General features: G+C 63.7%; 8 protein-coding genes. 1 reads left to right on the plus strand and 7 read right to left on the minus strand.

Annotated features, from left to right (window positions below; translation table 11 throughout):
* Nucleotides 1-9 precede the first annotated feature (9 nt).
* Nucleotides 10-2160, minus strand: a complete 2151-nt coding sequence (locus LNV06_RS00515) for an acetyl-CoA hydrolase/transferase C-terminal domain-containing protein (RefSeq protein WP_263536291.1) — start codon at nt 2158-2160, stop codon at nt 10-12.
* A gap of 269 nt (nt 2161-2429) precedes the next feature.
* Here LNV06_RS00515 and LNV06_RS00520 point away from each other — a divergent pair, with 269 nt between their 5' ends.
* Nucleotides 2430-3209 carry a GGDEF domain-containing protein gene (locus LNV06_RS00520; RefSeq protein ID WP_263536292.1) on the plus strand — a complete coding sequence of 260 codons (780 nt, stop codon included), beginning with the start codon at nt 2430-2432 and terminating at the stop codon, nt 3207-3209.
* Between the two features lie 43 nt (nt 3210-3252).
* Here the strand turns inward: LNV06_RS00520 and LNV06_RS00525 are convergent, their stop codons facing one another.
* The 6 genes from LNV06_RS00525 to mutL form a co-directional block, all read right to left on the minus strand.
* Complete coding sequence (locus LNV06_RS00525; RefSeq protein WP_263536293.1) at nt 3253-4449, minus strand: lipocalin-like domain-containing protein; 1197 nt, start codon at nt 4447-4449, stop codon at nt 3253-3255.
* The gene (locus LNV06_RS00530) at nt 4449-7118 is read right to left on the minus strand and encodes an ABC transporter permease (protein ID WP_263536294.1); all 2670 of its coding nucleotides are present in this window, start codon (nt 7116-7118) and stop codon (nt 4449-4451) included. The genes LNV06_RS00525 and LNV06_RS00530 overlap by 1 nt, the downstream gene beginning before the upstream one ends.
* Nucleotides 7119-7120: 2 nt before the next feature.
* Nucleotides 7121-7813: an ABC transporter ATP-binding protein gene (locus LNV06_RS00535; protein WP_263536295.1), complete on the minus strand. Its 693-nt coding sequence runs from the start codon at nt 7811-7813 to the stop codon at nt 7121-7123.
* Nucleotides 7800-8795: a tRNA (adenosine(37)-N6)-dimethylallyltransferase MiaA gene (gene miaA, locus LNV06_RS00540; RefSeq protein WP_263536296.1), complete on the minus strand. Its 996-nt coding sequence runs from the start codon at nt 8793-8795 to the stop codon at nt 7800-7802. The genes LNV06_RS00535 and miaA overlap by 14 nt, the downstream gene beginning before the upstream one ends.
* Nucleotides 8796-8825: 30 nt before the next feature.
* The gene (locus LNV06_RS00545; protein WP_263536297.1) at nt 8826-10706 is read right to left on the minus strand and encodes a pseudouridine synthase; all 1881 of its coding nucleotides are present in this window, start codon (nt 10704-10706) and stop codon (nt 8826-8828) included.
* Between the two features lie 97 nt (nt 10707-10803).
* Entirely contained in the window at nt 10804-12774 is a 1971-nt protein-coding gene (gene mutL, locus LNV06_RS00550; RefSeq protein ID WP_263536298.1) for a DNA mismatch repair endonuclease MutL, read from the minus strand.
* Nucleotides 12775-12829: the final 55 nt, after the last annotated feature.

Genomic DNA, 12829 nt, shown 5'->3' on the forward strand with positions numbered 1-12829 from the left:
TTCAAGGGCTCATAGATTGCTGGCGAACAGCCGTTTGATGAACAGGTCCTTGAAGCTCTTCGCTTCGCCCAAGCCCAAACGTTCCAGATAAGCGGGAGGGACGGGCTTCTCTGGTCCCAAACTCCGCAAAATCATGCCGACCAACTCCACCGGATGACGACTGGCATGCTTGAGCTTCTTCAGCGTGCGCACGATGACCAACTCGTCCGCATTCAAGTCGGTGCCGAAGGGGAAGTCGGGCAAGTCACCCGCGTTGCGCCAGGGTCGCAGCTTTTCTCGCAAGGCTTCGGGGCTGTTGTGGCGCGCCCATTCCGGCAGTTGGTAGTCGTCCTCCAGCTTGCCATGAGCCTTGGCCTCGTCCATCAGCTCCGCTTGAAAGCGCGAGTCCGCGATCACCAGCAAGCGCTTGATGCACTCGGCATCGGTACAGCCGCGCAACTCGGCCACGCCATATTCGGTGATGACTACATCGCGCAGATGCCGTGGAATGGTGCAGTTGGCATAACTCCAGACAATATTGCTGCGCAAGCCGTCTTTGTTGTCATGGCTGGCGCGCAGCATCAAGATGCTTCGGGCATCGGGCAGCGCGTGGGCCATGGCCACGAAGTTGTACTGGCCTCCTACGCCCGACACCACTTGCCCAGACTCCAAACCATCAGAGGCCGCCGCCCCCAGCAGGCTGACCTTCATGGCGGTATTGATCAGGCTGGCTTTGACCCGCTGAGCACGCTTGAGCGCTTCGCTGCCGGTGCTGTCGCTGTACAGCTCGTTGATGAAGGCAATCCGGGTCATGTCGATCTGCGCCAGCATCTCGGGCGGCAGATCGCGCAGGGCTTGGTAAAAGTCGCGTGGGCCGAGGAAGAAACCGCCGTGCATCAAGGTGGCCTTGGACCAGCGCTCGCCCAAGAGATGCTGAGCAATCGCGGCTGCTGCCCTCGGGTCGCGCAAATCATTGAGCAGCGAATGCGCTCCGAGAACCAAGCGATCCTGCAGCAACTGAACACCGGGCTTGAAAAGCCCCTGCGCTTGCAAAAAATCCAAGTCTTTGACACGAAGGGGCGAGGTGATCAGACCTGCCTCCAGCAAGTCTTGAAGGGCGTCTTTATCAGGCTTGTCACCCAAGCGGCCTGCCAGGGCCAGGTTTTGCATGCCGAGGTCGGCGTAGACACGACGGCGAATCACGCCACCCTGGATCAATCGCATAAAGCCGTTGACGAACATCTCCGAGCAACCATACAGGCCTTGTTCAAAGCGGCCCAGTTCGCGGCCTTGTGTCTGGCCGTGGCACAGCGCGGTGAGTATGGCTTTGAAGTTCTCAGGCCGTTGATCGCGTACCAAGAGCGATTGCGCAATGGCGTCGCCTAGGGAGCCAATGCCAATTTGCAGCGTACCGCCGTCCCGCACCAAGCTCGCTGCATGCAGGCCGATGGCGTAGTCGGCCCAGCTGATGGAGGCGTTCGGCGGCGCGAACAGGGCATGGCTGCAGCCCGGCGCGTCGACGATCCAATCAAACATTTCAGCGGGGACCAGGGCATGGCCGCTCATGAAGGGCAATTGCCGATTCACCATGGCCACCGTCATCAGGGGCTGCTGTAGTGCGCGAGCCCGCTCCCAAAGATCAAAACTGAGGTCAGGGTTGCAAGACAGCGAGTACTGCATCTCGCCATCCGCGCCCGGTCGCGCCGCCACCGCTTGCATCAATAGATTGATGCCATGCGACATCATGTCGCGCACCGCGAAGCTGTAATTCGTGCAAACAAAGCCCTGCTGTGCGGCGGCGTGGCCGAGGTAGTCGCCGGTCTTCATGAAGAACTCGTGCACCTCAATATGGGCGGGCAGAGTGCCGCTGCGCAGCGCCTTGACATAGTCCAGATCGGGGTAGTCCTCAAAGACCCGATCGACCAAAGGCGCCAGGAAATGCGCCTCCAGTTCAGAGCTGCCTTTGGGCTTCTCCAGCGACAAAGCGGTGAATATTTTCAAGCGCCGGCTCGGATTGGCTTCGATGCGGCGGTAAAGCGAATTCACCAACGGGTTGGGTTTGCCAATGCCCAGCGGAATCGCCATCACGATATCGCCCTGCACGGTTTGCAGGATTTGATCGACCGTGCGCTCCACACTATCCAACACCCGCGGCTGAAGTGGCTTTGCTGCCGTTTGCATAGGTTTTGTCTCCAGGCTGCGCATCAAGGCGTCAGCGTTCTGTTAGTGCTTCAGTGAGCTTTTTGAGTTTGCCCAAGGTTTTCCGAACACAGTCTGTCTGATCGCGCGCATACAGGGTTTGACATGAGGCAAGCTTGCAACAGGCGGCGTGGGTATTGATACCTTCTTTCGGGGGATGGGCCTGAGCTGGGATGAGCCTGTGCTGAAATTAAGACCACTCAAAAGCGCGCTATTCGCACATGGTTAAAAAGTTGGAGCAAGCAGTCAGCTTGAATCCCATCCGCCAGGCTCAGGCCCGATTTGGCACCGCGCCTGTTTTGCTCGTGTTCACCGTCTTGGCCACCCTGCTGGCCTTGGCCGCTTCTCAGGTTTTGGTATCGGTCTTGGCCCTGGGAGACCGACTCACTGCGGCATGGGCCGCCGGTGTGTGCGCCAGCGTGCTGGCCTTTGGACTCGGACATTTGATCTTGGGTCAGTTGGCGTTTCAGCGACAAACAGACCTGGACTTCAGCCGCCATGCGAGCTTGGATGCGCTGACCGGTGTCTTCAATCGCCGCCACTTTCTAAACCAGGTGGAGCGCGAATGGTCTTTGGCGCGGCGCTACAACACCGACTGCGCTTTGCTGGTCATTGATATCGACCATTTCAAACGGGTCAATGACGGTTTTGGACACCGCTGCGGTGATCTGCTTTTGCGCCAAATCGCCGACGCCTGCAGCGAAACCCTGCGTCAAGCCGATGTGCTGGCTCGTTTTGGCGGTGAAGAGTTCATCTTGTTCTTGCCGCATACCGATCCCTTGGGTGCGCTGGATGTGGCGGAACGTGTGCGCGAGCGCATTGAGCGTCTCAATTTCGCCTGGAACGGTCACAGCATTCCGGTCAGCGCCAGTGTGGGTGTGGCCGCGCTGCAGCCCAAACATCAGGCTTTGGAGCATCTGGTTCACGAGGCTGAAGATGCGCTAGACCTTGCTAAGACGGAGGGGCGCAACTGTGTCCGGGCCGGTGCAGGCTTGCTATCCGGCAAAGCGAGCAGCTTGATGCGCAACTGAGAGATCGCGAGGTCTAGCCGCGCTGATTGCGACGGCGTCTTCTTCAGGCCAGTTTTACTGCGCCGGCATAACCGGTCATTTCGAGGTAGCCCAGGCCCAGGCGCTTGCCCGTCGCGTTGCGCAACTCCGCCGGCCCCTCCCAATATCGCATGCCAGTGCTGGCCCGGGCATCGATCTCCTGCGCCTCAATCAGGGCGTGCAAAGTGAAGGTCGCCACAGGTGTCTGCAGGCGCCAGGCCACCGGATACTGCGCCTGGCTGGTGGGGCTGCGCCAGGTTTTGAGGACCTGCATGCTGACTTGCTCGGGGGCGAAGTTCTGTGCTTCACCCACAAGGCCTGCTGAGGCCGTCCGATAGCTACCGCCGCTCCACAGCGTGCTGCCATCGGCACGGCGCAGGCGAAACAGGGTCAGGGCGGCGCCATCATGCAGATTGATGCCCATCCAGTCCCAGCCCACGCCTTTATCGGCGCTGCGGGCTTCGGCCGCGCCCAGCAGCTGATCGCTCCATTCGTGATCCAACCAAGCCAGGGCTCGCAGATTGCTTTGGCGGCCTTCCAGCTTGAGGCGCGCCTCGCCCTGGAGTTGGACCTGACTGTAGTAATGGCTGAACTGCTCGGCACCCGGCCCCTTGCGCGAGAAGCCGGCCTCTCCTTGCAGCAAAGTCGGCTGCAGGGCGAGCAGTTGGAGCGCCAAATCAAAGCGGCCATGGCTGCTCCCTTGCATCGCGGCGGCATAGTGAGAGGCGGTGCCGTCTTTGCCTTCCCGGCTGTCCTTGCGACGCAAGAACCAAGCGCCCATCTGCACATCGCAGTCTTGCTCACTGGCGTGCGCCAAGCCCGGAAACTGGCGGGCGATGCGTTGATCATGGCTTAAGCTGGCCGCGCCAATATCGCTGAGGACGGCATGGGCCATCATCAACTGGCGCGCAGCAAAGTTGCTAGGGTGTTCCGCAGCCGCTGGACCACGAACGCGAAAGAAGGTGAGCTGAAAGCCATAGCGCGGCTGGCTTTGCGCATCGATGGGCGCATCTCCATCGAACAAGAGGCCGCTCAAATACCACCACTCCAAACGGCTTTGAGGATGAGCGCCGAAGTCGCGTGGAAAACTCAGAGGGCTTCGCCGCGCCGACGGCTGAGGCACTGCGATAGCGATCTTGGCCGTATCCGTTGCCGCTGCTGCGGCCAAGAACAAAAGGCGCCGTCTTTGCAGCCAGTGGCTACCAGTGTTCCAAGCCTGCATCACCAATCCTCCTTGACGGCTTGCACCGCTTTCGCGCTCAAGGCTTGGCGCCCAGCCAAAAGCGTGGTGGCCACGCCAGCCAAAAACACTGCGGCCAGCAAGCTCAAGAGCGGCTGCCAGGGCAGACTGAGTTCCATGCTCCAGTGAAAGCTCTGCGGGTTGACCACATAGACCAGCACCGCACTGAGGCCCACTCCCAGGGCCAAGCCCGCCAATGCGCCCACGCCGCAGAGCAGCGCCGCCTCCAGCGTCAGCAGACGCAAGATGCCGGCGCGGCTCAGGCCCAGATGCCAGAGCAGGCCGAACTCCCGTTTGCGCGCCAAGGCTTGCGCCGACTGGCTGGCCGCAATGCCAAAGAGCCCAATGGCCAGCGCCACCGCTTGCAGCCAGCGGGTGACGGCAAAACTGCGGTCGAAGATATGCATGGAGATGCTGCTCAGCTCATCCAACGAGGCCAGCTCCAGGTCCTCCGCTTGGTCTGCGAGCGCGCGGATGCGCGGGCTCAGCTCACTGGCGCGTTCGCCAGGGCGCAGCCAGAGCAGCAACTCGGTGGTGCTGCGCTCGCCACTCCAGGCGCGGTAGTCCGACAGCGCCATGATCAGCGCCGAGTTCTGGCGGGCATAGTCGCGCCAAACGCCGCGCACAAAGGCGAGGCGCTGGCGTGGGTCGGCCTCGCTTGGGCGAGCTTGTTCGCCCGAAATGTCATCCAGACTGAGCCAGAAGCTTTGCCCCAGCCGCAGCTTCAGGCGGTCTCGCATGGCTTCGTTGATGTAGACCGCTTGGGCACCCGGCTGCGGGCTTGGCGCCAAGAGGCCACTCAAAGGCAGGTCTTTCTCGTTCACCGTGCGGGCCATCAGCGCCACAGGGTTGGCCTGGCCGGCCAGCCAAAGCTTGCCGCTGTACTGGGGCAGGGTCTTTGCCGCCAGGCCGCTGCTTTGCAACTGGTCCAACAAGTGCTGCGGCAAGGGCGCCACCTGGCCGCTGCCCACCCGCAAGCTGGAGCGCAGATACAAGTCGGCCGGCAGCATCTGGTCCAGCCAGGTCTGCAAGGCGCTGCGAAAGCTCCCCACCATGGCCAGCATGGCGACCGACAAGCTCAGCGCCACCAAAACGCCGGCCAAGGCGCGGCTGGATGCGGCGGCTTGGTCTTTGGCGTGTTCTCGCACCAGCAGCAAGGTGGCGCTCTGCGGAAAGAAGCTCAGCAACGAAGTGCTCGCCCGCAAGAGGCTGGGCACGCAGGCAATGCCGCCCAGCAGCAAGCTCAGCATGGCCGCATAGGCGGCCACCGGCACTTCGGCCAAGCCGGTAGACGCAGGCAGGGGCGGCAGCAAAGCCAGCAGCAACCCCAGCAGCAAGAGGGCCAGGCCCAGCCAGCGCGGCAAGGGCTTGCCGCTGTCACTGCCCAGACCCTTGAGCACCTGGGCCACCGGCATGCGCCTGACCGCCAAGGCGGGCAGGGCGCTGGCCATCAAGCTGATCAACAAGCCCAAGAGACCAAAGCCAGCGGCCGCAGGCAGGTGGTGGCTCGCGTCGAAGTGCAAGCCGACCGAACTGCCTAGCCCCACGGCCAAGCCCAGATCACCCGCCAACACATGGCGCAGGCCCAGATCGGCCAAGGCCCAGCCCAGCAGCAGACCCAGCAAGCTGCCCAAGAGCCCCAGCACCAGTCCCTCAAACAGGATCAGCCGGCCTCGTTCGGAGGCGCTGAGCCCCAAGACGCCCAGCAAAGCCAGCTGCGGCAGGCGCTGGCTGACCGACAAAGAGATCACCGCAAAGACCAGAAAGCTGCCGCTGAACAAGGCCATCAAGGACAGCATGCCAAGATTCACTCGGTAGGCCCGGGTGATGTCGCTCATCCATGCGCCCTCATCGCTGGGCGGGCTGAGGCTCAGGCCGGCGGGCAGTCCTTGCGGCACGGCTGCTTTGGAGAATGCACGAGCCCAGGTGTCCGGCGCAAGACCGGGCTGCAAACGCAGATCAATGCGATCGATCTGGCCCAGGCGACCCAAAAGCACTTGCGCGCCGGCAATGTCCAGCACCGCCAGTGGCGCCGCGCCGCCTTGGTGGCGCCCGCCGTAGCGCAGCACATGGTCGCGGCCTTGTCCGCTCTTGGCCTCGGCCACGCGCAGGGTCAAGGGTTCACCCATCGCAGGGCTAATGGCCAATCTACGCAGGGCCGCTTCATTGAGAAAGATGCGCTCAGGGTCGAGCAATTGCAATGCGGCGTTCGCAGGGCCGGCGTCCCTCTCGGCTTGAGGCAGCAAATCGGGCGAGACTGCCGCCGCCTGCAAGGCATCGATGCCGATCACGGTCAAATTGAAAGGCTTGCCATCGCTGCCCCGGAGCTGGGCCTGGCCTTCCAGCCGCGCTGCGGCCAGGCTCAGGCCGGGCAGGGCGGCGATACGGGCATAGTCGGCCTCTGAGATGGCGCCCGCGCCTTCTTTCGAGCGACCTTGCACGATCAAATCGGCCCGGCCTTCGATGCTGGACGCCGCGCGACCAAATTCCGCCAAGGCGCTGCTATTGAGCAAATGCACCGCGTAGGCCAGGGCCACGCCCAGCACGATGGCCAAGAGGGCCAGCGACTGGCGGCCCGCTTGGTGACGCAGCACCGGCCATGACAAGCCGCGCAGCCAGCGCAACCAATGCAGGAGCGGGCCAGGCTGCATGTTTAGTGCGCGTCGTGATCGCGCAAAGACGAGTCGCCGAAGCGCACTTCACTCAGCCCTCGCTCATCCAGCCTCAGGCAGCGATGTGCACGCGCTGCGGCGCGCTCCGAGTGGGTGACCAAAAGGCAGGCCGCACCTTGTTCTTGAACTTGGGCCAGCAGCAGATCCAGCACCAGACTGGCACTGCTGGCGTCCAAATTGCCGGTGGGCTCATCGGCCAGCACCAGGGCCGGGCGGTGCACCAAGGCTCGGGCGATGGCGACGCGCTGCATTTGTCCGCCGGAAAGCTGCCTCGGCATGCGCGCGCCTAGGCCTGGCAAACCGACGCTGGCCAACATCTGCTGCACCCGAGCGGGGTCGGGGCGCTGCAGCAAGAGCAAGGGCAGGGCGATGTTGTCGGCCACGCTCAGGTGCGGCAGCAAATGAAAGGCCTGGAACACAAAGCCCAGTTTGGCGCGGCGCAACCGGGCTTGCTCGGGCTCGCTCATCGCGCTGAGTTCCACGCCGTCCAGCCAGACGCTGCCGCTGTCGGGCCGGTCCAAGCCGGCCAGGCAATTCATCAAGGTGGATTTGCCCGAGCCGGATTCGCCCAGCAAGGCCACCATCTCGCCAGCAGCCAATTGCAGACTCAGGTCCGCAAAGACCGCTTGGCCCGCGTAGGCCTTGCTCAGCGCGCGGGCTTCAAGCAGGGCCATGGCTGGCGTTGGCGCTCGGCTGGGCTGAGGTTTGGGACTTCCGCAGCAGGCGCTGCAAGGCGGCCAGCACATGCAGCTGCGCCTGCGGATCTTCGCAGGCAATCACCTGGCGTTGCGGCATGCTGCGTAGCCAGGTCATTTGGCGCTTGGCCAGTTGCCGGGTGGCGGCAATGCCGCGCTCTGGCAGCGACTTGAAGTCGCCGCTGTCCAGCGACTCCCAGGTCTGGCGGTAGCCCACGCAGCGCATCGAAGGCAGCTCAGGATTGAGATCACCGCGCGCCTTCAGTGCGCGCACCTCGTCCACCAAGCCGTCAGCCAGCATCTGCTCGAAACGTTTCGCCAAGCGGGCGTGCAGCCAGCCTCGGTCACTGGGCTCCAGGGAGATCAGCGGCCAATCCACACCGAGGCTGCGCACTTGGTGCAACTCACTCATGGGCCGGCCCGACAAGATGCAAACTTCCAGCGCTCTTTGAATGCGCTGCGAATCGCCGGGCGCCAGGCGCGCTGCCGTGACGGGGTCAAGTCTTGCCAGTTCGGCATGAAGGGCCGGCCAACCTTGGGCCGCCGCCTTGGCATCAAGCTCGGCACGCAAATCCTCGTCGGCCTGCGGCATCTCGCTCAAGCCATCGAACAAGGCCTTGAAGTAGAGCATGGTGCCGCCAACCAAGAGCGGCAGCTTGCCGCGCGCCAAGATCTCATCGGCCAACTGCCGCGCCGAGGCGACGAACTGTGCGGCCGAGTAAGACTCCAGCGGATCGATGATGTCGATCAGATGGTGTGGTACTGCCGCCAACTCCGCCGCCGTCGGCTTGGCCGTGCCGATGTCCATGCCTCGGTAGACCAGGGCCGAATCGACGCTGATGATTTCCACCGGCAAGAACTCGGCTGCGGCCAAGGCGGCCGCCGTCTTGCCGCAACCAGTCGGCCCGGCAATGCAAATCGGCCCCGTGAACTGCATCTTTTGAATGGGGGTCAGCTTCATTTTCTTAGGCGCAAACTGCCAGGCACTGCATCAGTCAAAACGCTCCCAAGGCGTCAGAAAGCGCCATTGGCCGACCGGCAGATTGCCCAGATTGATGCGGCCGATGCGCACCCGCTTCAGCCCCACCACCTTGAGGCCGACTTGCTCGCACATGCGGCGAATCTGGCGCTTGCGCCCCTCGCGCAGCACGAAGCGCAGTTGGTCCTCGTTTTGCCAGCTGACCTTGGCGGGCTTGAGCTGAACGCCGTCCAGTTCCAGGCCATGGTTCAGCAGTTCCAGATCGGCGGCCGGCAGGCGACCGTCTTCGCTGCGCACACCGTCGCGGCCGTGGTACTCGACCCGCACCAGGTATTCTTTTTCGATGCTGGAGTCTTCGCCGATCAGCAGCTTGGCGATGCGACCGTCCTGGGTCAGCACCAGCAGGCCGGTGGAGTCGATGTCCAAGCGTCCGGCCGGAGCCAGGCCACGCGAGTGACCGATGTGGTACTTGATGCCCGAGCTGTCTTCGCTCCACTGCGCGTCTGACTTGATCAAGACAGACGCAGGCTCATAGCCGTCTTCGGCCTGACCGGACACATAACCGATCGGCTTGTGCAAGAGGATGGTGACGCGCTTGGCCTGTTCCTTGTGGGCCAGCGGATCGATCTCAATCTTTACATCGGGCGAAACGCGTTGACCTAACACGGCCAGCTTGCCGTCGACGCGCACCCAGCCGGCAGCAATCCACTCATCGGCTTCGCGGCGTGAAGCCAGGCCGAGTACGCCCATTTGCTTGGACAAGCGCACGCCTTCGCTGTTCGGGTCGATGTAGACGTCGCCGTCTTCATCATCCTCGTCATCATTGAGCTGACGCCGCAATTGAGCGGCAGCCTCGCGCAGATGCGCAGGCAGTTGTTGCCCGGCGCGCTCGGCGGCTGCGGAAGGACGGGGGTAGCCGGGGCGCGGGCCGCTGGCACGACGTTGATCTTGACGGGGCTCTTGGCGTGAGTCTTGGCGCGGATCCTGACGTGGGTCTTGGCGCTGACCCCGATAGCCCTCGCGCGGGTCTTCGCGCCTCGAATCGTGGAAAGACTCGCGGCGCGGCTCTTGGGCGTAAGACGGGCGCTGGCCTTGCCAGCGGTCTTCGCGACGACCGGCACCGCCAGGGCCGCTGGGGGCAAACCTATCATCGGGATGGCGGCGCGGGCCTCCGTCCGACCCGCCCTGGCCATAGCCTCGGCCAGGGTTGGCATCGCGGCCAAAGCCGGGGCGCCTGTCGTCTTGACGCGGGCCTTGTTGGCCATATTGGCTTTGTGAACCTTGTGGACCTTGCGAGCCGCGTGGTCCATAGCTTCCGGGGCCGCGTGCATCGCGCGACTCATACGGGCGACCCTGTGGGCCACGACCGTCGTCACGGAATTGAGGGCGCCCCTCATAACGACCTTCAAAGCGATCGTCATTGCGCCCTTCATTGCGACCCTCAAAGCGCGGCTGCTCACGCCCACGGAAGCCTTGCTCCGAGCGGCTTTCAAAGCGCTGACCTTGATTGCGCCAACCATCGCGGGCTTGGCCGCCATGGCCTCCATGGCCCTCGTTAGCGGGACCACGCGCTGGGCCACGGGCATCGCCACGTGGGCCGCCGCGGTCGCCACCTTCATGGCCACGGAAGGGCCGATCGGACGGGCGGTCGGAATGACGGTCAGTGGGCCGATCCGAGGGACGCCCCGGTGGCCCCGAGCGGCGCTCATCGCCGCGGCGGCCTTCAAACTGAGCCTGGCGCTGTTCACGCTCGGCCTTGGCCTGCTCCAGGCTTTGGCGAGGGCGTGAAACGCCCTTGCCGCGGATCGGTGCGCGACGTTCGGCGTCGGGACCGCGTTTGCCGGAACCACTAGGGCCTGCATTGTTCTTCTTGTTGAGTTTTAAAGTGGCCATCTTGCCTCCGGGGGGTCCATCAAAAACATGTCGCCGCTGCGGCCCATCAAGGCTTCAGCGGCAAACGAGCGCGGGCGTTGCGCCTAGGAAAACTGCTTCAACGTCCGCGCAAAAACAGCGCATCCAGTTCACGCATGGTCAGTTGCCGCCAAGTCGGGCGACCATGATTGCACTGATCGGCTCTCTCGGTGCGTTCCATATCGCGCAAGAGCCCATTCATTTCTTCCAAGCTCAGCTGGCGATTGGCCCGCACTGCACCATGGCAGGCCATGGTGGCCAAAATCTCGTGCTGCGCACGCTCAATCGCATGGCTGGCGTCAAACTGCCCCAACTCGGCCAGCACGCCACGCACCAAGTCCACCACATCGCCGCCCATCAGCAGCGCCGGGCGGGCGCGCACCGCTAGCACCTTGGCCGACAGGGGGGCGACATCCATGCCCAAGCGCTCCAGCGTCGAGGCATGCGCTTCGGCGGCGGCGATCTCGGCGGCGGTGGCGGCAAAGGTGATGGGGATCAGCAAGGGCTGGGATTCGATCTTGGCTGAACCTAAGCTGGCCTTGAGTCGCTCGTAGACCACGCGCTCATGGGCCGCATGCATATCGACAATGATGAGGCCCTGGGCGTTCTCGGCCAGCACATAAACACCCTGGATCTGCGCAATCGCGCGGCCCAAGGGCCAGTCATGGGCGGGCAGTGTTTGGGCTGGCAATGTATGGGCCGGCAGTGATTGGGAAGGAGAATCAGCTGCCGCAGGGTCAGGTCTTGCCATGGGCAAGTTTGCTGAATTCTGGCCATACAGCGTTGCGACCTCACTCAGCCCCAAGGAACTCTGGGTATTGCTGCGCCAGCTGGGCACTCCCTTGTTGTAGTCGGCGCGGTTCTCCTCGGCCTGAGCGGCGGCCGGCTTGAACCAGACCGGCGGATTGCCGGGCGAGGGGCGGGTGCCGGTGATCACGGTTGCGGCGGATTCGGTGTCCGAAGTGATCGAGGCTTGTGCAGGCTCAGGCGCAGCCAACTCATTGGAGCGCGAGGCCGCCAGCGCATCTTGCACCGCGTAGCGCACCTGCTGGTGCATCTCGCGGCCATCGCGAAAGCGCACCTCGATCTTGGTCGGGTGCACATTCACATCGACCCGATCCGGCGCGATCTCGATGAACAAGACATAGCAGGGCTGGCGATGGCCGTGCAAGACATCTTCATAGGCCGAGCGGATGCCGTGGGCAATCAGCTTGTCACGCACATAACGGCCATTGACATAGACGTACTGCATATCGGCGCGGCTGCGCGCCGCTTCCGGCAAGCCAGCCCGGCCATAGATGCGCAGTGGCCCGGCTTCTGAGTAGACCGGTCGGCTTGCTGCCATGAACTCGGCGCCCAAGACATCGCTCAGGCGCTGCTCGGACCCGCCGGCCCGCAATTGCTCGACCAGCTTGCCTTCATGCCAAACGCTGAAAGCCACATCCGGGCGGGCCAGCGCATGGCGGCGCACCGACTCCAGGCAATGCGCCAGCTCGGTGGCGTCGGTCTTCAAGAACTTGCGGCGTGCCGGGGTACTGAAAAAGAGTTCACGCACCTCCACGCTGGTGCCGCGCGCCCGAGCGGCCGGCTGCAACTCGCCCGAGCGGGCGTCGAGCCGGTGGGCATGTGGGGCGCCCTCAAAACGGCTGGAAACCGCCATCTCGGCCACCGAAGAGATAGCGGCCAGGGCCTCACCACGAAAACCCATGGTGGCCACCGACTCCAACTCGTCCAGCGAGCGGATCTTGCTGGTGGCATGACGCTTCAAGGCCAGCGGCAATTCTTCGACGGGGATGCCCAGGCCGTCATCCTCCACCACGATGGCGCGCACGCCGCCGGCCATCAGCTTCACCTGGATCTGGCTGGCGCCCGCGTCAAGCGCGTTGTCCACCAACTCGCGTACGACGGACGCAGGCCGCTCCACCACCTCGCCGGCAGCGATCTGGCTGATCAGTTCATCGGGGAGTTCGCGAATGGCGCGCCGGGCGGCGGGCTGGGCCACGGCGCCACTCGGCGCAGGCGGCAAAGAAACAGGGGAGGACACATCCATGACGCTATTGTAAGAAGTATGGCTGCATGGCCCGACTCGGGCGGCCAAATCTGCC

Origin of the sequence: Paucibacter sp. Y2R2-4, assembly GCF_025717535.1 — a bacterium.
In the GTDB taxonomy this organism is placed as follows: Bacteria; Pseudomonadota; Gammaproteobacteria; order Burkholderiales; family Burkholderiaceae_C; genus Paucibacter_A.

Excerpts from the sequence above, each read along its gene's own strand:
- mutL (WP_263536298.1), bottom strand. The coding sequence starts at position 12,774 with ATGGATGTGTCCTCCCCTGTTTCTTTGCCGCCTGCGCCGAGTGGCGCC.
- miaA (WP_263536296.1), bottom strand. The coding sequence starts at position 8,795 with ATGAAGCTGACCCCCATTCAAAAGATGCAGTTCACGGGGCCGATTTGC.
- LNV06_RS00535 (WP_263536295.1), bottom strand. The coding sequence starts at position 7,813 with ATGGCCCTGCTTGAAGCCCGCGCGCTGAGCAAGGCCTACGCGGGCCAA.
- LNV06_RS00545 (WP_263536297.1), bottom strand. The coding sequence starts at position 10,706 with ATGGCCACTTTAAAACTCAACAAGAAGAACAATGCAGGCCCTAGTGGT.
- LNV06_RS00515 (WP_263536291.1), bottom strand. The coding sequence starts at position 2,160 with ATGCAAACGGCAGCAAAGCCACTTCAGCCGCGGGTGTTGGATAGTGTG.
- LNV06_RS00530 (WP_263536294.1), bottom strand. The coding sequence starts at position 7,118 with ATGCAGCCTGGCCCGCTCCTGCATTGGTTGCGCTGGCTGCGCGGCTTG.
- LNV06_RS00525 (WP_263536293.1), bottom strand. The coding sequence starts at position 4,449 with ATGCAGGCTTGGAACACTGGTAGCCACTGGCTGCAAAGACGGCGCCTT.